Source organism: Streptomyces vulcanius, assembly GCF_042653945.1.
Classification (GTDB): domain Bacteria; phylum Actinomycetota; class Actinomycetes; order Streptomycetales; family Streptomycetaceae; genus Streptomyces; species Streptomyces mangrovi.
In genome coordinates, this window is sequence record NZ_JBHSFK010000080.1 from 1 (window position 1) to 19140 (window position 19140).

16 protein-coding genes are annotated in these 19140 nt (G+C 70.5%); 9 read left to right on the plus strand and 7 right to left on the minus strand.

Annotation, left to right across the window (positions count from 1 at the left end; all coding sequences use genetic code 11):
- Positions 1-319 precede the first annotated feature (319 nt).
- On the minus strand, positions 320-868 hold the full coding sequence (locus tag ACFPIH_RS55005) for a DUF2617 family protein (RefSeq protein ID WP_381185581.1): 549 nt from the start codon (positions 866-868) through the stop codon (positions 320-322).
- Positions 869-1271: 403 nt separating this feature from the next.
- Positions 1272-1559, minus strand: a complete 288-nt coding sequence (locus tag ACFPIH_RS55010) for a hypothetical protein (RefSeq protein ID WP_381185578.1) — start codon at positions 1557-1559, stop codon at positions 1272-1274.
- 139 nt (positions 1560-1698) lie between these two features.
- Here ACFPIH_RS55010 and ACFPIH_RS55015 point away from each other — a divergent pair, with 139 nt between their 5' ends.
- Positions 1699-2892: a pyridoxal phosphate-dependent aminotransferase gene (locus ACFPIH_RS55015; protein ID WP_381185576.1), complete on the plus strand. Its 1194-nt coding sequence runs from the start codon at positions 1699-1701 to the stop codon at positions 2890-2892.
- 72 nt (positions 2893-2964) lie between these two features.
- Here ACFPIH_RS55015 and ACFPIH_RS55020 read toward each other — a convergent pair whose 3' ends face one another.
- The 3 genes from ACFPIH_RS55020 to ACFPIH_RS55030 form a co-directional block, all read right to left on the minus strand.
- Positions 2965-3498, minus strand: a complete 534-nt coding sequence (locus tag ACFPIH_RS55020; protein WP_381185573.1) for a type III secretion system chaperone family protein — start codon at positions 3496-3498, stop codon at positions 2965-2967.
- A 124-nt stretch (positions 3499-3622) separates the two neighbouring features.
- Entirely contained in the window at positions 3623-6220 is a 2598-nt protein-coding gene (gene clpB / locus ACFPIH_RS55025) for an ATP-dependent chaperone ClpB (RefSeq protein WP_381185570.1), read from the minus strand.
- A gap of 326 nt (positions 6221-6546) precedes the next feature.
- Positions 6547-6885 carry a hypothetical protein gene (locus tag ACFPIH_RS55030; RefSeq protein ID WP_381185567.1) on the minus strand — a complete coding sequence of 113 codons (339 nt, stop codon included), beginning with the start codon at positions 6883-6885 and terminating at the stop codon, positions 6547-6549.
- Positions 6886-7245: 360 nt separating this feature from the next.
- Here ACFPIH_RS55030 and ACFPIH_RS55035 point away from each other — a divergent pair, with 360 nt between their 5' ends.
- The 3 genes from ACFPIH_RS55035 to ACFPIH_RS55045 are packed head-to-tail and all read left to right on the plus strand — an operon-like array spanning position 7246 to position 10288.
- Positions 7246-8190, plus strand: coding sequence for a helix-turn-helix transcriptional regulator (locus ACFPIH_RS55035; protein ID WP_381185564.1), 945 nt, complete (start codon positions 7246-7248; stop codon positions 8188-8190).
- A 27-nt stretch (positions 8191-8217) separates the two neighbouring features.
- Positions 8218-9210 (plus strand): helix-turn-helix transcriptional regulator, encoded by a 993-nt coding sequence (locus tag ACFPIH_RS55040; protein WP_381185562.1) that lies wholly within the window; start codon positions 8218-8220, stop codon positions 9208-9210.
- A 1-nt stretch (position 9211) separates the two neighbouring features.
- On the plus strand, positions 9212-10288 hold the full coding sequence (locus ACFPIH_RS55045; RefSeq protein ID WP_381185559.1) for a helix-turn-helix transcriptional regulator: 1077 nt from the start codon (positions 9212-9214) through the stop codon (positions 10286-10288).
- On the opposite strand, the gene ACFPIH_RS55050 is transcribed toward ACFPIH_RS55045, so the two are convergent.
- Positions 10170-11276: a helix-turn-helix transcriptional regulator gene (locus tag ACFPIH_RS55050; RefSeq protein WP_381185556.1), complete on the minus strand. Its 1107-nt coding sequence runs from the start codon at positions 11274-11276 to the stop codon at positions 10170-10172. The genes ACFPIH_RS55045 and ACFPIH_RS55050 overlap by 119 nt on opposite strands.
- 398 nt (positions 11277-11674) lie before the next feature.
- On the opposite strand from ACFPIH_RS55050, the gene ACFPIH_RS55055 reads away from it, so the two are divergent.
- The 3 genes from ACFPIH_RS55055 to ACFPIH_RS55065 are packed head-to-tail and all read left to right on the plus strand — an operon-like array spanning position 11675 to position 14995.
- Entirely contained in the window at positions 11675-13222 is a 1548-nt protein-coding gene (locus ACFPIH_RS55055) for a circularly permuted type 2 ATP-grasp protein (RefSeq protein WP_381185554.1), read from the plus strand.
- Positions 13219-14151: an alpha-E domain-containing protein gene (locus tag ACFPIH_RS55060; RefSeq protein ID WP_381185552.1), complete on the plus strand. Its 933-nt coding sequence runs from the start codon at positions 13219-13221 to the stop codon at positions 14149-14151. The genes ACFPIH_RS55055 and ACFPIH_RS55060 overlap by 4 nt, the downstream gene beginning before the upstream one ends.
- A 1-nt stretch (position 14152) precedes the next feature.
- Positions 14153-14995 carry a transglutaminase family protein gene (locus ACFPIH_RS55065; protein WP_381185550.1) on the plus strand — a complete coding sequence of 281 codons (843 nt, stop codon included), beginning with the start codon at positions 14153-14155 and terminating at the stop codon, positions 14993-14995.
- Between the two features lie 7 nt (positions 14996-15002).
- Here ACFPIH_RS55065 and ACFPIH_RS55070 read toward each other — a convergent pair whose 3' ends face one another.
- Positions 15003-16109: a substrate-binding domain-containing protein gene (locus ACFPIH_RS55070; protein ID WP_381185547.1), complete on the minus strand. Its 1107-nt coding sequence runs from the start codon at positions 16107-16109 to the stop codon at positions 15003-15005.
- A 662-nt stretch (positions 16110-16771) separates the two neighbouring features.
- On the opposite strand from ACFPIH_RS55070, the gene ACFPIH_RS55075 reads away from it, so the two are divergent.
- Both ACFPIH_RS55075 and ACFPIH_RS55080 read left to right on the plus strand, forming a co-directional pair.
- Positions 16772-17572: a hypothetical protein gene (locus ACFPIH_RS55075; protein ID WP_381185545.1), complete on the plus strand. Its 801-nt coding sequence runs from the start codon at positions 16772-16774 to the stop codon at positions 17570-17572.
- 83 nt (positions 17573-17655) lie between these two features.
- Entirely contained in the window at positions 17656-19017 is a 1362-nt protein-coding gene (locus tag ACFPIH_RS55080) for a fibronectin type III domain-containing protein (protein ID WP_381185543.1), read from the plus strand.
- The last annotated feature ends 123 nt before the right edge of the window (positions 19018-19140 follow it).

Consider the following 19140-nt stretch of genomic DNA (forward strand, 5'->3'; position numbering starts at 1 on the left):
ATGCCGCGAACGTAGGCCACACGTTCCACGGCCGCGCACAACATCGATCACCATCACCCATGCGAGTGACCACCCCACCCACTGCCGGCCGCCAGCCGCGGGCCCCAGGACCTCGGCGTCCCGTCGCTACCGCCCGTCCGTGGCCACCCTCGGCATCCCGGACGACGACGCCGGACCGCCCTGGCGGCCATCCGGCCATCCCTGCCCCGCACCACGGGAGCGGGCATTCACCCCGGCCCTGAAGGACCGGGCACCCTGCCCGAAAGCCAGGTGGAAGACGACTCTCAAACCTGCCACGACCACTCGGACGACTGACCACTCAGACGACTGACCACTCGGACAACCGAGGGGCTGGGCCCGAGCGGGCGCGGACGCCCACTCTCGTCCGGGTCGCCACCAGCTGCCCGTCCTGCGGGTAGGCGTGCCAGGTGCGCCAGTGGACATGGCCCTCGTGGCGCTGGGCCAGCAGGGCGGTGAAGGCGTACGGGCTGCCGGGGAAGACTCCGGCTAGGCCGTTCGGGTGATCCGCGACCAGGGCGAGCAGTTCCTGGGCGCGGCCGGCGAACTGGCCCGGCGTGAGCATCTCCACGCGCGCCGCGAACTCGTACTCCCAGTCGCCCACGCGCTTGGCGACGCCCAGCGGCAGCGGGGTGCTGCTGCCGGGGATGCACGCCACCGTCTCCGAACAACAGCCCTGCTGCTCCTCGAGGAGGACCTGGTGCGAGGCGCCGAGGAGTCTCAACTGAAGCTTGGCACCGGACAGTTCGAGGTCGAGTGTGGCGAGGGCGGGCAGCGGCTCGCGCCCCAGGGCCCAGGCGAGGTCGGCCGCGCGCGTGTCGCTGTAGGAGGTGTTCAGGGTCGTGAGCATGGATCGGCTCCGCGAAGACGCAAAGTAAGCAGGCGGGAAGGTGGCGCACCCCGGTAGACCCGGTTGACCCGGTAGACACGTGGACACCGGGAGATCGGCCCGGTCGGCCCGGTCCGGGAGGGCGTCCGCACGGGACGTCCGTAGGGGTCCGAGGGGCTGCGTTGGTGATGTAGAGGGAATCATGAACTACGGCGACGCCACAGCGTTTTTACCCAACTTCGTGGGGTTTCCATCCCTCGGGGGGCTCCCCAGCTCACCTGTTCAACCACGGCGTACGCCGCCGGGCCCGGGCGTGCGCCTGCGCGGGGGCCCCGCGGAGAGGGTGCGACCGCGGGGCGCCCTGGTCGGGAGCGTGCCCCGCGGTCCGGATGCGGCTCCCCCTCGGGAGCTCGGCTGCCCCGTGTCAGCTGCCTCCGCCGCCGCATCCGCCGCCTCCGCCTCCGCCGCAGGACGACCCTCCCCCGCAGGAGGAGCCGCCGCCGCAGGAGGAGCCGCCGCCGCAGGAGGAATGGCCGCCGTGGCCGCCGCCGTCTCCCCCGCCGGCCCACCAGCTGCCGGCGCCGCTCGCACCGCCGGCCGATCCTGCCCGGCGGGAGCGCCTCGCCGAGCTGTACGTGCGCGCTCGCAGGTTGGCGACCAGTGCCGCCACGAACGCGACCGCGACCACCGCCAGGATGATGCCGTAGATCATGGCGTCACCCTCCTTCCGTGTCCCCGAAGCGACCCCCCGTGGGCGCCTCGCGCGGTGCCGGAGCGCCGCGTGCACGGGGGATGCCCGCCCGTCTCACCTGCCAAAGCACACTTGAGGAACTCCAGAGCTTCGGCGCAGGATGACGGGCATGACCTCCAGCTCACGCCCCTTCCTCAACCGCCGCCTCACCGAGTTCGGGACGACGATCTTCGCCGAGATGTCCGCCCTGGCGGTGAAGACCGGGTCGATCAACCTGGGCCAGGGTTTCCCGGACACGGACGGCCCCGAGGAGGTCCGGGAGGCGGCCGTGCGGGCGCTGCGGGACGGCCGCGGCAACCAGTACCCGCCGGGCCCGGGCGTCCCCGAGCTGCGTACCGCGATCGTCGCGCACCAGGCCCGCCGCTACGGCCTGTCCTTCGACCCCGACACCGAGGTGCTGGTCACGGCGGGCGCCACGGAGGCCATCGCGGCGACTCTGCTGGCCCTTCTGGAGCCCGGGGACGAGGTGGTGGCCCTGGAGCCGTACTACGACTCCTACGCGGCCTGTATCGCCATGGCGGGCGCCACGCGCGTGCCGGTCACCCTGCGCCCGGACCCCGAGAACGCCCGTTTCCGCCTGGACCTCGACGAACTCCGCGACGCGGTCACCGACCGCACCCGCCTCCTCCTGATCAACACCCCGCACAACCCGACCGGCACGGTCCTCACCCGCGAGGAGCTGACGGCGGTCGCCGGGCTGGCGGCGGAGCGGGATCTGCTGGTGGTGACGGACGAGGTGTACGAGCACCTGGTCTTCGACGGGGCCGAGCACGTGCCGCTGGCCACCCTGCCCGGCATGCGCGACCGCACGGTCACCATCGGCTCGGCCGGCAAGACCTTCTCGTTCACCGGCTGGAAGGTCGGCTGGGTCACGGCGGCGCCGGGCCTGGTCACGGCGGTGCGGTCGGCGAAGCAGTTCCTGACGTACGTGGCGTCCGGCCCGTTCCAGTACGCGGTCGCGGAGGCGCTCGCCCTCCCGGACTCCTACTTCGACGCCTTCCGCACGGACATGCGCGCCAAGCGCGATCTGCTGGCGACGGGCCTTGCGGAGGCGGGCTTCGGGGTCTTCCGCCCGGCCGGCACGTACTTCGTCACGACCGACATCCGTCCCCTGGGCGAGACCGACGGCTTCGCCTTCTGCCGGTCCCTCCCGGAGCGGGCGGGCGTGGTCGCCATCCCGAACGCGGTCTTCTACGACCACAAGGAGGCCGGGGCACCCTACGTACGGTTCGCGTTCTGCAAGCGGGAGAGCGTCCTGGCGGAGGCGGTGGCCCGGCTGAAGGCGCTGGTGTGAACAAACGCGCATGCCCGTCCACAACCTGTGGACGGGCATGCGCGATGCTGACGGACAGGCCGGTCGTACGGCCTACTCGTCGCCCTCTTCGGGCTTCTCCTCCGAGTCGTTGACTTCCTGTTCGAGGCCCAGCTGTTCCACCAGCCACTTGTCGAACTCGATGGCCGCACGTACCCAGCTCACCGTCGAGGAGACGAACAGCTCGATGTTCACCCCGGCGCCGATCAGCAGCTGCGCCTCGCCGATGAGGCGGACGGTGCCGTCGTCGTGGGTGTGCGTGTAGACCTTGGGCCACAGGGTGCGCCGGTTCCAGTCGTCGATCGACTCCAGCAACTGCACCTTGTCGTCGATCTTGTGGGGCCGGTCGTAGAACGTCCGCACCGAGTAGACCGCCTGGTCGGCCTCGCCGCGGAACATGAAGTACGTCCGGAACTCCTCCCAGGGAGCCGCGAGGTCGCCCTCGTCGTCGACGACGTACTTCAGCTCCATCTGATCGAGAAGCTGCTTCACCAGGTCCTGATCCGGAACGACGGGGCCCGCCGGTCCCTGGGGCTCAGGCTCGGGCTGGCCCCCGAAGTTCGGAATCGAGGACGGGTCGATGCTCACCGTGATTTTCCCTTCGTACGGATCCCGCCATCCTCCCCCATCCGGGGAGGGGGGTGGCAAGCCCCGCCCCTCAGGGTTCACCTCGGGTTGGCGTATTTCCGCTGAGAGCGTGCAGCCGTCGGAGTTACAGCGTCTTTCCGGTCGTCGGGCCCACGATCAGGCCCTCGCCGAAGGCGTCCACTCGGACCGTGTCGCCGTCCTTGACCTCGCCGGCGAGGATCTCCTTGGCGAGGCGGTCGCCGATGGCCGTCTGGACCAGGCGGCGCAGCGGGCGGGCGCCGTAGGCCGGGTCGTTGCCCTCGTCGGCGAGCCAGGTCAGGGCCGCGTCGGTGATCTCCAGGGTGAGGCGGCGCTCGGCGAGCCGCTTGGCGAGGCGGTCGATCTGGAGGCGGGCGATCCGGCGCAGCTCCTCCTTGTTGAGGGCCGAGAAGACGACCAGGTCGTCCAGCCGGTTGAGGAACTCCGGCTTGAAGGACGCCCGGACCACCTCCAGGACCTGCTGCTTCTTCTCCGCCTCCGTCGGGATCGGGTCGACCAGGTACTGGCTGCCCAGGTTGGAGGTGAGGACCAGGATGACGTTGCGGAAGTCGACCGTGCGGCCCTGGCCGTCCGTGAGCCGGCCGTCGTCCAGGACCTGGAGGAGGACGTCGAAGACCTCCGGGTGGGCCTTCTCGACCTCGTCGAGGAGGACCACGCTGTACGGCCGCCTGCGGACCGCCTCCGTGAGCTGGCCGCCCTCCTCGTAGCCGATGTAGCCGGGCGGCGCGCCGACCAGCCGGGCCACGCTGTGCTTCTCGCCGTACTCCGACATGTCGATGCGGACCATGGCCCGCTCGTCGTCGAAGAGGAAGTCGGCGAGGGCCTTCGCGAGCTCGGTCTTGCCGACGCCGGTCGGGCCGAGGAAGAGGAAGGAGCCGGTCGGGCGGTCGGGGTCGGCGATGCCCGCGCGGGAGCGCCGTACGGCGTCCGAGACGGCCTGGACCGCTTCCGACTGGCCGATCAGACGGCGGCCGAGTTCGTCCTCCATACGGAGGAGTTTCCGGGTCTCGCCCTCCAGGAGGCGGCCGGCCGGGATGCCGGTCCAGGAGGCGACGACGTCGGCGATGTCGTCCGAGCCGACCTCGTCCTTGACCATGGTGCCCTTGGCGGCCTCCTCCTCGGCCTCGGAGGCGTCCGCCAGGTCGCGCTCCAGGGAGGGGATCTCGCCGTACAGCAGCTTGCTGGCGGTGTCGAAGTCGCCGTCGCGCTGGGCGCGCTCGGCCTGGCCGCGCAGTTCGTCGAGCTTCTCCTTCAGCTCGCCGACCCGGTTGAGGGACTGCTTCTCCTTCTCCCAGCGGGCGTTGAGGCCGCGCAGCTCCTCCTCCCGGTCGGCGAGGTCGCGGCGCAGCTTCTCCAGGCGCTCGCGGGAGGCCGCGTCGGTCTCCTTGCTGAGGGCCAGCTCCTCCATCTTCAGCCGGTCCACGGACCGCTGGAGCTCGTCGATCTCGACGGGGGACGAGTCGATCTCCATGCGCAGGCGCGAGGCGGCCTCGTCGACGAGGTCGATGGCCTTGTCGGGCAGGAAGCGGGAGGTGATGTACCGGTCGGAGAGGGTCGCGGCGGCGACCAGCGCGGCGTCCGCGATCTGCACCTTGTGGTGGGCCTCGTAGCGGCCCTTGAGCCCGCGCAGGATGGCGATGGTGTCCTCGACGCTCGGCTCGGCGACCAGCACCTGCTGGAAGCGGCGCTCCAGGGCCGGGTCCTTCTCGATCCGCTCGCGGTACTCGTCGAGCGTGGTCGCGCCGACCATGCGCAGCTCACCGCGGGCCAGCATCGGCTTCAGCATGTTGCCGGCGTCCATCGCGGAGTCGCCGCCGGCGCCCGCGCCGACGACCGTGTGCAGTTCGTCGATGAAGGTGATGATCTGCCCGTCGGAGGCCTTGATCTCGGCGAGGACGGTCTTCAGGCGCTCCTCGAACTCGCCCCGGTACTTGGCGCCGGCGACCATGGCCCCCAGGTCGAGGGCGACGAGCCGCTTGTTCTTGAGGGACTCGGGTACGTCCCCCTTGATGATCCGCTGGGCGAGCCCCTCGACGACGGCGGTCTTGCCGACGCCGGGCTCGCCGATGAGGACGGGGTTGTTCTTGGTGCGGCGGGAGAGGACCTGGACGACCCGGCGGATCTCCTGGTCCCGGCCGATGACCGGGTCGAGCTTGCCCTCGCGGGCGGCGGCGGTGAAGTCGGTGCCGAACTTCTCCAGGGCCTTGTACTGGCCCTCGGGGTCGGCGGTGGTCACGCGGCGTCCGCCGCGGGCCTTCTGGAAGGCGCCCTGCAGCTTGTTCGCGCTCGCTCCGTGCCGGGTGAGCACGTCGGCGGCCTGGCCGCCCTTAGCGGCGACGCCGATCAGCAGGTGCTCGGTGGAGAGGAACTCGTCGCCCAGCTCGCGGGCGCGCGACTGTGCGTCGGCGATCACGGCGAGCAGGTCGCGGTTGGGCTGCGGAGGCGCCACAGTGGACCCGGTCACGCTGGGCAGATTGGCGAGCACATGCTCGGCACCGGCCCGTACGGCGGCCTGGTCGGCCTCGACGGCGGCGAGCAGGTCGGTGATGTTCTCGTTCTCCTGCCCCGAGAGCAGCGCGAGCAGCAGATGGGCGGGGGTGAGGTCGGCGTGTCCTGCGGACACGGCACGGTTACTGGCCGCGTTGATCGCGTCCCGGCTCCGGTTGGTCAGCTCGGCGTCCACGTTCGCTGTCTCCTCCTGGTGTCAGTCGTCTCCCGTGTCTGACTGAGTCAGCGTACACAAAGTTGAGTCTATTCCGCTCAAGGCAGCTCAGAACAGCCCGGGACAGCAGGAAGCTGCGGGGGAGTACACGGGAGGAAGAAGGACAGCAGGGCCGGACCGGCCGAAACATGCCGTGGTCGTTTTCCGGCCACGGCGGGGAATGGCGCAGAATGCCCCCTGTCCGGAAATGTCGCCAAAAACTGCAGCGGCGTCACCGTGTTCAGGTCACGGTGACGCCGCTGCGGGGGGAAGCACCTGAGCGATCTTGTTACGACGGGGGAATCGCGTCAGGCACTGCGGGGGGTGGCTGAGATGGTTCGCGGGGCGGTTGGGGCCGCCGACTCCGCCAACTGGTGGTCGCGCTGGTCGAGGTTCACGAAGATCATTCCGTACCTGATGGCACACCGTACGGGCTGCGGCGCCCCCCGAGGCCGCCGCAGGCACCGGTAGGCCCGCACGTCGTCCTCCTCGTCCCGAGTGACGACCACCGGTTCTCCGAACACGGTCACCATCAACGAGTCACCACTGTGGGGGATGGCGGTGACCAGGTCGATGAAGTGCCAGCCGGAGCGGTAGGCGGTGGCCATTTCGCGGCGGAAGGAGCGGTCGTCGGGTGGTGTGGTCACGTCAGCTCCAGGCGGTGTCTGCCGGGTAGACAGAAGCATCGTCGCCACCATCAGCGGTGCTGGCCGCGAGCGACCAGGCGGTGTCCGACTGAGGCTCACTCTTCACACCGGAGAGGCCACTCAGCGATGCGTAGGCCACAACGGCGGAGAAGGCGGCGACAAGCACTGAGCGAAGCATTCTGTTCCGCATATTCGGCTTCGTCCTCACTTGAAGTTCCCCTTTTCCCCCGTCGGGTAAGACGATGGCTCATTCGGGCACGTCATGGCCACACAATCGGTGCATCATGTTCCTGCATGTTCAGGACCCTGGGGGGTGGAGATTTGCCAACGAATCGAACTAAAGGGACACATCCCCATGCGATGACGGAGTTGTGTGAGGAAGGACGCCGTCTTTACGCGAAGGCCCTCCGCACCGGACGTATCGCCCGCGTGGACGTGGAAGCCGCCCCCTGCCTGATGGAGTTCGCCCTGCTCCACTCCGACGCCGACGACGCGAACTGGCTGCGTCCGGTTCCCCCGTCGGTCGCCCTGGTCCAGCGGCTCAACCCCATCGAACGCGAGATCACCGAGCGCAGACGGCTCTCGATCGAGCTGACGGAGGCTTTCGAGCCGTTCATGGCGCTCAGCGCCCCGGTGACCACGGCCGACCCCTCGATCACCGTCCTGGAGGGCCTCGACCGCATCAACTCGGCGCTCGACCTGGCCGCCGGGCAGTGCCAGAACGAGGTGCTCTCGATCCAGCCCAGCCACCGCCACCCCGAGGGCCGGCTCATCGAGGCGCTGGAGCGCGACAAGCCACTGATCGAACGCGGGGTACGGATCCGCACCCTGTACCAGCACACCGCCCGCTACAGCCCGGAGCGGCTGGCCTGGGTCGACCTCTTCGCCGAGGGCAAGGTGGAGTACCGCACCATCGACGAACTGGTCGAACGCCTCATCGTCTGCGACGAGACCGTGGCCTTCATCCCCATCCGCGACGACCGGCAGGTCGCCCTGGAGATCCGTCACACCGGACTGGTCCGCTATCTCATCAAGGTGTTCGAGTTCATGTGGAGCCGCGCGGTGCCGCTGAGCGCCGGCGCCCCCTACGAGACCGCACCCGACGGCATCACCGACATCCAGCACTCCATCGCCAAGCTGCTCGTCGAGGGCCATGTCGACGAGGCCATCGCCCGCCGCCTGGGCATGAACGTACGCACCTGCCGGGCCCACATCGCCAAGCTCGCCACGGCGCTGGGCAGCGGCAGCCGCGCCCAACTCGGCTACCTCATCGCACAATCCGGGATGCTGGACCGGGAGCAGTGAGGTGACGGGCCGGCGAAGAGGGCGTGGGTGACGAAAGAGGTGCACCGCCATGACGCGGAGGAGCTGTGCGAGGCCGGTCTGAACCTCTACGCGCGCGCACTGCGCGAGGGCCGCACGACGCGGGCGGAGGCCGAGGCGGCACCCTGTCTGCTCGCCGGAGGGCTGCTGCGGCCGGACGACGGCGACCCGGCCCTGCTGCAACCGGTGCCGCCCGCCCTCGCCCTGCACCGGCGGCTGCGCGTCCTCGGGGAGCGCGTCTCGGACGAACGCCGGTTCACGGCCCGGCTGGTCGACGACTTCGCGCCCCTGCTGCGCATCGGCCCCCGGACGGTGCCCGCCCCCGATGAACCGGCCCTCAGGATCCACAACGGCCTCGACGCCATCAACGAGGCCATCACCCAGGCCATGGCGGAGGCCTCCACCGAGCTCCTGAGCATCCAGCCCCACCGGGACTCCCGCCACGTGAAACCCGATCGCGACGCGCAGGCCCTCGCCCGCGACCAGGCCCTCCTCGACCGCGGGGCCCGTATCCGCGCCCTCTACCAGCACACCCTGCGCCACTCCCCGCTGGTGCTCGCCCGCTACGAAGAGCTCCGGGGCGACGTCGAGGCCCGTACCCTCGACGAGATCACCGAGCGGCTGGTCGTCATCGACCGGACACTGGCCTTCGTACCGTCGAACAAGGAACGCTCCCTGGCGCTGGAGGTCCGCCATCCCGCCCTCGTCGCCTACTTCGTCACCCTCTTCGAACGCTTCTGGCGGCTGGCCACCCCCATGTACCCGCAGGCCGTCCAGCGCCCCTCCCTCAACGGCGTCACCCCACGCCAGCAGGCCATCGCCGCCCTCCTCGTCGAAGGCCACACCGACGCCGTCATCGCCGACCGCCTCGGCATGAACATCCGCACCGCCCGCGTCCACATCGCGAAACTCGCCGCCACCCTCGGCAGCCGCAGCCGGCCCCAGCTCGGCTACCTCATCGCACGCTCGGGAATCCTCGAACAGGAAAGGGCCAGGGACTGACATGAGCGCGCCGCCGCATCCCCACCACGGCGTTGACGGACTCTGCCCGGAGGGCACGCGTGTCTACGAACGCGCCCTGCTCCACGGCTGGATCGCCGCCGCCGAGGCCCTGCCGGCCCCCTGTCTGCTCGACCTCGGCCTGCTCAATCCGGCCGTCGACGACCTGGACCGGCTGGAACCCGTCGCCCCCGCGGTCGCCCTGTACCGCCAGTTGCGTCTCTCCGAGGCCCGGATCGCCGACGAGCGGCGCCGCGAGGAGCGACTGGCGGCCCTGTTCGAGCCCCTGATGCGGGTCTCGGGCGACCTCGGCACCACACCCCCCTCCGAGTCCGCGTCCCTGCGCGTCCTCAGCGGCACCGAGCGGATCAACGGGGCGATCACCGAGGCCCTCGACGACGCACACCAGGAAGTGCTCTGCGTCCAGCCCCGGGCCGGGCTGGTCGGGGACCGCGGGTCCGCCGCCGAGATCATCGCGCTCAAGCGCGACCAGGCCGTGCTCGACCGGGGCGGCCGGATCCGCACGCTCTACCAGCACACCACCCGGCACATCCAGAGCATCGTCTACTACCACGAACAGCTGAACGGCGACGCCGAGGCCCGCAGCCTCGACGAGGTCACCGACCGGCTCATCCTCGTCGACCGCACGGTCGCCTTCCTCCCCGCCAACGGGGACGGCACCCTCGCCCTCGAAGTGCGCCACCCGGCCCTGGTCGGCTATCTGGCCACCGCCTTCGAACGCCTCTGGCGGCTGGCCACCCCCATGTACCCGCAGGCCGTCCAGCGCCCCTCCCTCAACGGCGTCACCCCACGCCAGCAGGCCATCGCCGCCCTCCTCGTCGAAGGCCACACCGACGCCGTCATCGCCGACCGCCTCGGCATGAACATCCGCACCGCCCGCGTCCACATCGCCAAGCTCGCGGAGACCCTCGGCAGCCACAGCCGGGCCCAGCTCGGCTACCTCATCGGCCGGTCGGGGATCCTTGACCAGGAACAGCACCCGGAACACCGTCAGGACAACCACGGGAAACCGGACCGGGAACAAGGTCAGCGGCCCCAGGACCTGACACCGGCACCGTGAGCTCACTCGCGTCGACCGGCCCCGCCAGCCCCACCTGCGCTATCCGCACCCCCAGCTGAGTACGGCTGGCCGCGCCCAGCGTCTCCGAGAGGCGGGCGATATGGGCGCGGCAGGTGCGCACGCTGATGCCGAGGCGCTCGGCGATCACCGCGTCCTGGTGGCCCTCCGCGAGCAGCGCGGCGATGGACTGCTCACGGTGCGAGATGCCCTCGATCCGGGTCTCGGGCAGCTGGGCGGTGAGCGGGATGGCCAGCCGCCACAGCCGTTCGAAGACCGTCACCAGGTAGGCGATCAGCGCCGGGTGGCGCAGCTCCAGGGCCATCGTGCGGTCGGCGTTCGCCGGGATGAAGGCGACCTTTCGGTCGAAGAGGATCAGCCGGTCGATGACCTCGTCCAGCGTGCGGGCCTCCACCGCGTCGCCGATCAGCTCCAGGTAGTTCAGCAGGCCCTGGCCGTGCCGCGCCACATGGTTGTAGAGGTCGCGCATGCGCACCCCGCGCCCGCGCAGCTCCAGGGCACGGTGCAGCCCCTCGGAGAGTTCGTGCTCGCGCCGGATACCGCCCGGCTGCACGGTCAGCACCTCCGTGGTACACGCCTGGGTCGCCTGGTCCAGGGCCGCCTGGATACGGGCGTCGCCGTCCAGGACCCGGATCGCCGTGCCCTCCGCCGCCGCCGGGCCCTGCCCACCGAGCCCCGCGTACCACTCGAACGCGGCGACCGCGGAGCCCATCCGGCGCTGGCCGGCGCTCACCTCGTCGTACAGACCGCGCAGCAGCCGGGTCATGACCTCCTGCGGGGAGGTCGGCACCAGCCAGTCCATGTCGTCGGGGTCGGGGTGCAGCAGGGCGAGTTCCAGCAGACAGGGGACCGGCCCGGCGTCACCGCGCGGCACCCTTCCGCGCCGTACGGCCCGGGAATACACGCGGTCCCCGGCTTCGCACAGTCGGTCGGCACCGTGGGGATGCTCCTCCGTCCCGTGCCCGGCCATCGCCCATCCCACCCCAGCTTGACGCTCCGTCTTACAGCTCTTCGGAGCGCAACTATGCGCGGACTGGTCCGGCTCCGCAACACGCCTTCCCCGGCCAACGCTATGAAAAACCACTCATATGACGGGGTTTCTCCCGGCCTCCGCCCCTGGCACTGCAACAAGCTGACGGTGGTGTCGGCCCCTTCGGGCAGGCATGGTTGGTTCCGCTTCCCCTTCGGGTGCTCCCCATCCGAAGAGGTGGCAACGGGGGGGTAACGGGGGTTACGGGGGGCCCGGCCGGGCAACGGGGGAGTCCGGCCGGGCGACGAAACAGCACACGACCTTCCTCACGAACGCGTGTGCGCTCCCGGAAACCGCCGAGTGATCGTCGTGTTACGTCCCCCACTTAACGTCAGGCCATGGCGGACATATTTGACGCATACGCGTTGGCCGACGCGTGGGACGAGATGTTCGAGCGGCCGGGTGAGGTCAGGACCGCCTACGAGCCGGTACTGGCCGCACTCCAGCCGATCGAACCAGGTGAACTGCGGTTCCGGGCCGACCAGATGGCCCGTGCCTTCACCGACCGGGGCGTGACCTACGCCTTCGCCGGCGAGGAGCGGCCCTGGCCGCTGGACCTGGTACCCAGGATCCTCGACGCGGTCGAGTGGGATTTCATACAACGCGGGGTGAGCCAGCGGGTCAGGGCCCTGGAGGCCTATCTCGCCGACGCCTACGGCCCCTGCCGCGCCTTCGAGGACGGCGTCGTCCCCTGGCGGCTGCTGCTGAGCTCACCGCACTTCCACCGGGCCGCGCACGGCGTGGAGCCGCCCGGCGGGGTCCGCATCCATGTCGCCGGCATCGACCTCGTCCGGGACGAGGCCGGGGACTTCCGGGTTCTCGAGGACAACGTACGGGTGCCCAGCGGGGTGTCGTACGTCATCGAGAACCGGCGGGCCATGACCCGGGTGTTCCCCTCCCTCTTCGACGGACAGCACGTCGTGCCCGTGGACGGCTACCCCCAGCGGCTGCTCGCCGCGCTGCGGGCCGCCGCGCCCGACCGGGCCGCCGACCCCCGGGTCGTGGTCCTCACCCCGGGCCCCAGCAACGCCGCCTACTTCGAACACGCGCTGCTGGCACGGCTGATGGGCGTGCAGCTGGTCGAGGGGCACGACCTGGTGTGCCGCAACAACCGGGTGTGGATGCGCACGACGAAGGGCGAGGTGCCGGTCCACGTCGTCTACCGCCGGCTCGACGACGACTTCCTCGACCCCCTCCACTTCCGGCCCGACTCGGTGATCGGCTGCCCCGGCATCGTGAGCGCCGCCGTGGCCGGAAACGTCACCCTCGCCAACGCGGTCGGCAACGGCGTCGCCGACGACAAGCTGCTCTACACGTACGTCCCCGACCTGATCCGCTACTACCTGGGCGAGGAACCGGTCCTGCCCAACGTCGAGTCCTACCGGCCCGACGAACCCGGGCAGCTGGAGGCCGTCCTCGACCAGATCGACCAGCTGGTGGTCAAGCCGGTCGACGGCGCCGGCGGACAGGGCATCGTCATCGGCCCGAAGTGCGACGCCAAGACGCTGGAGCGGACCCGCAAGGCCGTCGCAGCCGACCCGCGCGGCTTCATCGCCCAGCGGCCCGTCGCCCTGTCCACCTCCCCCACCCTCGCGGGCGAGCGCATGGCGCCGCGCCACATCGACCTGCGCCCGTTCGCCGTCAACGACGGCACCGACGTGTGGGTACTCCCCGGCGGGCTCACGCGGGTGGCCCTCCAGGAGGGCAACCTGATCGTCAACTCCAGTCAGGGCGGCGGCTCCAAGGACACCTGGGTGCTGGCCGAGGGCCCGGTCGAGGCCCCCTCCGCCGAGCCCGGCGACAGCACGCTCCCGCCCGTCGTCCCGCGACAGCTGGGCCCCGACGGGCCCCTCACCGGCGTACAGGAAGGGGCGCAGCAGCAGTGAACGACGTGATCCTCTCGCGCATAGCGGAGGCACTGACCTGGACCGGCCGCTACGTCGAACGGGCCGACGCCACCGCGCGCATCCTCGACGCCTACCTCCACCGCATGCTGGAGGACCCCTGGCGCGACGAGGACGCGGCCTGCCGGTCGCTGTACGCGATCCTCGGCATGGACGCGGGCCGTCCACCGGTCGACATGCAGCAGGTCCTGGACCAGCTCGCCTTCGACGCCCGCTCCACGGGCTCCATCGAGGGCGCCCTGGGCGCGGCACGGCTCAACGCCCGCAGCGCCCGCGAGGCGGTCTCCTCCGCCATGTGGGAGTGCCTGAACGCCACCTGGCACGCCCTCGCCGACCAGCGGCGCGCGGCCCGCCGTACCGGCCCCTACTCCTACCTGGAACTGGTCCGCAGCCGTGCCGCGCTCTTCTTCGGCCTGGCCGACTCCACCATGAGCCGGGACGACAGCTGGCGGTTCGTGGTGCTGGGGCGGAGCCTGGAGCGGGTGGACATGACCGTACGGCTGCTGTCGGTACGGGTCCTGGACGCGGCGCACGCGCCCGACTGGCCGACCCTGCTGAGCGCGTCCGGCGCGGACGAGGCGTTCGCCCGTGTCTACGGCGGCTTCGGCGACACCGCGAGAGTGGCCGAATTCCTTCTCATGGACCGCGACTTCCCGCGCTCGGCGCTGCACGCCCTGACGACGGCCGAGGAGTGCCTGGCCGCCCTGGGCCGCCCCCGCCAGGACCCGGCCCGCCGCCCCATCGGCCGGCTGCGCACCCGCCTCGAATATCTGGACACCCATGCCCTCGAGGACCAGCTTCCCCTGCTCCTGAGGGACCTGCAGACCGCCTGCATGGCCTCGGCGGAGGCGGTCGCCGAGCGGTTCTTCCCCTACCAGGGGCCCGTGGTATGGGCCCAGGAAGGAGCGTGACATGACGCGCAGGCTCCGTATCCGGCACTCCACGCACGTCTCCTACGCCCAGTCCGCCGTCTCGTCCCACAACGAGGTCCGGATGACGCCGCTCACCCTGCCGGGCCAGACGACGCTGGACTCCCGGGTGACCATCCGCCCGGCGGCGACGACCTGGTCGTACTGGGACTACTGGGGCACCCAGGTCACCGCGTTCGAGCTGATGGACCCGCACGCCGACCTCACCATCACGGCCTCCAGCCTGGTGGAGACGGCCCCGCCCGGCGCGCTCCCGACGGCACCCGGCTGGCCGGAAATCGCCGAACGCACGGCCACCTCCCGGCTGCTGGAGTTCGCGGGCCCGACGGTCCGTACGACCGTCCCGCCGAAGCTGGTGAAGAAGGCCCGGAAGGCCGCGGCCGGCCTCGACCCGCACGAGACGGCGGTGGCCGTCTCCTCCCTGGTCGCCGACCGGGTGTCGTACATCCCCGGCGCCACCGGGGTGAACACCTCGGCCGCGGAGGCCTGGGAGCAGGGCGCCGGCGTCTGCCAGGACATCGCGCACGTCACGATCGCCCTGCTGCGGGGCCTCGGCCTGCCCACCCGCTATGTCTCCGGCTACCTCCACCCCGAGCGGGAGGCGGAACTCCACCGCCCGGTGGAGGGCCAGAGCCATGCCTGGGTCGAGTACTGGGCGGGCGACTGGCACGGCTACGACCCCACCAACCGCACCCGCCCGGACGAGTCGCACGTCGTGGTCGGCCGCGGCCGGGACTACGACGACGTCACCCCGCACAAGGGCGTCTACCGGGGGGTGGCGGGCGGCCCGCCCGAGGTGACGGTGGAGTTCACCCGGGTGGCGTGAACAACCGCTAGTTCAGGCCGATCGCGTTGCAGGCGGTCTTGTACGGGGCGGTGCAGATGTCGGAGATCTTGTAGATGCCGTCCGCGACGATGGTCGACTTGATGTTGCTCTTCTTCAGCGCGACCACGGTCACCAGCTTGGAGGGGATGTTCTCCTGGGTCGCGCTGTCCACCTGGTCCCGGGTGAGGGCCTCGAACTGGAGGTCACGGCCCTGGAGCTTGGCGACCATGGCCTCCGCGGCGGCCTCGGCCTCGCTGGGGTACGGCTTGTAGACGGTCATGTACTGCTCGCCGGTGATGATCCGCCGCACGGCCGGGAGTTCGGCGTCCTGGCCGGTGATCGGCGGCAGGTCGGCGTCGCTGACACCCGCCGCCTCCAGGGCCTTGATGACACCGCCGGCCATGGAGTCGTTCGCGGAGTACACCGCGGCGATGTTGTCCTTGCCGATCCTGTTGATCGCCTTGGTCATGCTCGCCTGGGCGATGACCGGGTCCCACTTGTCGGTGTCGTACTGCGCCGCGATCGTCACCCGGCCGCTGAGCTCGTTGAGCGCGCCCGCCTTGAACTGTCCGGCGTTCGGGTCGGTGGGCGAGCCGTTGATCATGACGATCTTGTCGGCGGTGCTGGCCGAGCCGAGCGCCTCGGTGATGGAACGGCCCTGCACCTCGCCGACCAGTTCGTTGTCGAAGGAGACGTACGCGTCGATCGGGCCCTCGGCGAGACGGTCGTAGGCGATGACCGTGATGCCCGCCTCCTTGGCCCTCTTCACCATCGACGCGATCTTCTTGGAGTCGACGGCGTCGAGGATGATGCCGTCGACCTTGTCGTCGATCGCCTTCTGCATCTGCTGGCTCTGCGTGGCTTCGTCGTCCGCGTTCTCGAACGAGGTCGTGGCCTTCTTGTTCGTCAGCTCGTCGACCTTGGCCTTGATGAAGGGGTAGTCGAAGTCCTTGTAGCGGGTGTTCGTGGCCTCCGGGAAGAGCGCGGCGATACGGAGGTCGTCGCGCCGGGTCGGTGTCGCGTCACTGCTGCTCCCCGAAGCCCCGAGCATCCCGCATCCGGCGAGCGAGAGGGACATCGTGGAGGCGACCACAGCTATGGCGATACGACGCATTCGAGGCTCACTTCAGGTGCGTTTCAGACGTTCCGGACACGTGGGGCGGCATGGTGACCCAGGTGCCCCATGAAGACAACGCGGCAGCGGCCACCGGCGTCAAGCGATACTACTTAACGAAGTAACAACATCACACTCCGCTTAGCTCGTGAAGACGTATGGAGACGGAGCGGAGAGGGCATGTATCTCCCTTTGCGGACCCTCCTCTGTCATTAGGGGCAGGTTTTCGGGCACACCATCGGCGATGTCCAGCCAACTGGGCCTTTCTTCAGGCAGATTGACGGGCAATGGGCCCCCGCGATGTTGCTCGGATCCACATCTGACACCGGTACTCTCGGCGGCCCAGCGTTCGGCACCAGCTTTCCTGGAAGGGCACCAGAACAGTGGAGTCTCCGCTGCCACGCCGGTCGAAGGGACCGTCGGCGATCGCCGCGGCGGCCGCCATCACCAGGCCGAGTCAAGAACGGACCGAGGCCGATTCCGAGCCCGGACAGGAGTCCGAGGCCCCGCCCCGGATGTCCCGTGCGGCGGCAGCGTTCGCGGCGGAAGCCACCCGCACACCCCCGAACCGGACGGCCACCGCCCGCCGGGGCACGGCTGGCGCGGCTGGCGCAGTTTCGACGGCTGGAACGACCGGAGCGGCTTCGACGGCTGGAGCGGCCGTGCGGCCCGCGGTGCGACGGCGGTTGCCCCGGGCCGCGCTGCTGGCCGGCGCCTCCGTGGCCGTGGCCGCGCTGATCGTCGGCGTCATCCTCGCGGTCGGCGCCGGTGACGACGGCACATCCTCGGCGGCGTCGGCGGGGACCGGCGAAACGCACGCCAACCAGGATGGCGGGACGTCCGAGGGCACGTCGGCCCAGCCCGGCCCGCCCCCGCCGTCCACCTCCCCGTCGGCGGACGCCACCAGCGCGTCGCCGAAGCCGTCGGCCTCGCGATCCGCCACGCCCGGCGCCACCACCGACAAGTCTCCGAAGACCCAGCCGTCCGCCACCACCGCGGCCGATGCCAATGCCGATACCGATGCGGGCCATGCCAAGACGGGGTCGGGCAGCGGCAGCACCGGCACCTCCTGCAAGGGCGCCGCGGGCTCGGGCCCCATCACCGGCTACTCCGTCTGCGTGTCCTCCGGAACCGTCACCCTCAAGGCGACCTTCCACCGCTCGCAGGACTTCTACCACGCCTTCCTCAACACCGACGGCAGCACCGCGACCGGCTACCAGCTCCCCTATCCGTCGCCGTCGGCCCTCGGCGCGGACTACATGATCGAGAACGGAACCCTCTACCGGAGCCGGTCGAACGACTGGAGCTGGAGCGAGGCCGCGGGCGTCCAGAAGACGGTCAGCGGCTCCACCTGGACCTGGACCCTGCCCCTGAGCAGGGTCGGCTCGCCGGCCGGCACCCAACGGATGGAGTTCCACGCCGGAAGCGACTACACCCCGGTGATCGCCTTCACTCCGAAGTAGCGGTACAACCTCTCGCGGGCTCCGGGAGTCATGATCGTCACCGGCCCTTCGGCCCGCCGGTGCCCATCACGACCGAGGACCCCATGAACCCTGCGAGACGCACGACCGCTGCCGCCGCCACCGTCGCCGCGACCACGGCCGTGCTCGCCACGGCCGGCGGCCTGCTCGCCGCCGCGCCCGCCTCCGCCGCGACGACCTGCACCTCACCGGTCTTCAAACGGCAGTTCTTCGCGAACACCACCTTCTCGGGCACCCCGAAGAAGACCGACTGCGACTCCGCGGTCGACGAGAACTGGAGCACGAGGGCCCCGGCCTCCGGCCTCCCGAAGGACAACTTCGGCGTCCGCTGGACGGTGACCCGGGACTTCGGCTCCGGCGGCCCGTTCGCCCTGTCGGTGTCGGCGCAGGACGGCGTACGGGTGTACGTCGACAACGTCCGCAAGATCAACATCTGGAAGAACGTCTCCGCCACGGCCTCGAAGACCCTCAACCTCACCCTCCCCAAGGGCAAGCACACGGTCCGCGTGGACTACGCGAGCTGGACCGGCAAGGCGAACGTCAAGTTCACCTACGCGCCCCGCACTTCGGCGGCCGTCGACAAGGTGAAGCCACTGGTGCCGACGGGCCTCGCGGTGTCGTACGACAGGACGACGGCCAAGGCGAAGCTCACCTGGGCGCAGAACAAGGAGCTGGACCTCGCCGGTTACCGCGTCTACCGCCGTCCGCTGGACGCCACCACCTGGACGCGCCAGGCGACCACCGCGTCCACCACGTACACCGACACCACCCTCCCGGTGACCGGCGCGTCATACGCCTACGAGCTGCGCGCCTACGACAAGGCGGGCAACGAGTCGGCGGGTACGGCGGTGAAGACGGTCACCACCGTCGACCGCACCGCACCCTCCGCGCCCTCGGGCCTGGCCGCCGATTCGGAGTCCACAGGTCTGAAGGTCACCTGGAGCGCGGTCACGGACGCGTCGTCGTACCGCGTGTACCGGTCGACGAGCGCGGCCGGCACGTACAGCCTGGCCGGCAGCACGGTCGGGGTGTCGTACCTGGACACCGAGCCCGCCGAGGGAAGCACCCGCTACTACCGGGTGACGGCTCTCGACGCGGCCGGCAACGAGTCGGCCCGCTCCAACGCCGTCAGCGGCAAGCGCCGGGACCTCACCCCGCCGGACGCCGTCACCGGGATGACGGTCACCCCGACCGAGTACGGCTTCGAGCTGAACTGGGACGCGAACCCGGCCCCCGACCTGTTCCGGTACGTCGTCTACACGGGCGAGCTCCTGCGGGACGAGGAGGACCAGGTCTGCTCCGCGCACCAGGAGGTGTGGCTGGCGCCCGGGGTCACCTCGTACAGGTACACCACGCTCCCGGACGGCGTGGAGCGCTGCTTCCTCGTCGACGTCTACGACACGTCGTGGAACTCCCCGTACGATTGACATCCTCCCCCTCTTAAAAGAGGGGGATTCCAACCCAGGTGGGTTGAGGTTCACGGGTGCTCGAACGGCTGGTGGCCGTTGTCACCCCTCCGGCACCGGCTGTTCGCCGGGGGCGGGGGATCC

Excerpts from the sequence above, each read along its gene's own strand:
- ACFPIH_RS55045 (WP_381185559.1), top strand. The coding sequence starts at position 9,212 with ATGAGCGCGCCGCCGCATCCCCACCACGGCGTTGACGGACTCTGCCCG.
- ACFPIH_RS55065 (WP_381185550.1), top strand. The coding sequence starts at position 14,153 with ATGACGCGCAGGCTCCGTATCCGGCACTCCACGCACGTCTCCTACGCC.
- ACFPIH_RS55080 (WP_381185543.1), top strand. The coding sequence starts at position 17,656 with ATGAACCCTGCGAGACGCACGACCGCTGCCGCCGCCACCGTCGCCGCG.
- ACFPIH_RS55015 (WP_381185576.1), top strand. The coding sequence starts at position 1,699 with ATGACGGGCATGACCTCCAGCTCACGCCCCTTCCTCAACCGCCGCCTC.
- ACFPIH_RS55070 (WP_381185547.1), bottom strand. The coding sequence starts at position 16,109 with ATGCGTCGTATCGCCATAGCTGTGGTCGCCTCCACGATGTCCCTCTCG.
- ACFPIH_RS55050 (WP_381185556.1), bottom strand. The coding sequence starts at position 11,276 with ATGGCCGGGCACGGGACGGAGGAGCATCCCCACGGTGCCGACCGACTG.
- ACFPIH_RS55010 (WP_381185578.1), bottom strand. The coding sequence starts at position 1,559 with ATGATCTACGGCATCATCCTGGCGGTGGTCGCGGTCGCGTTCGTGGCG.
- ACFPIH_RS55035 (WP_381185564.1), top strand. The coding sequence starts at position 7,246 with ATGACGGAGTTGTGTGAGGAAGGACGCCGTCTTTACGCGAAGGCCCTC.
- ACFPIH_RS55005 (WP_381185581.1), bottom strand. The coding sequence starts at position 868 with ATGCTCACGACCCTGAACACCTCCTACAGCGACACGCGCGCGGCCGAC.
- ACFPIH_RS55055 (WP_381185554.1), top strand. The coding sequence starts at position 11,675 with ATGGCGGACATATTTGACGCATACGCGTTGGCCGACGCGTGGGACGAG.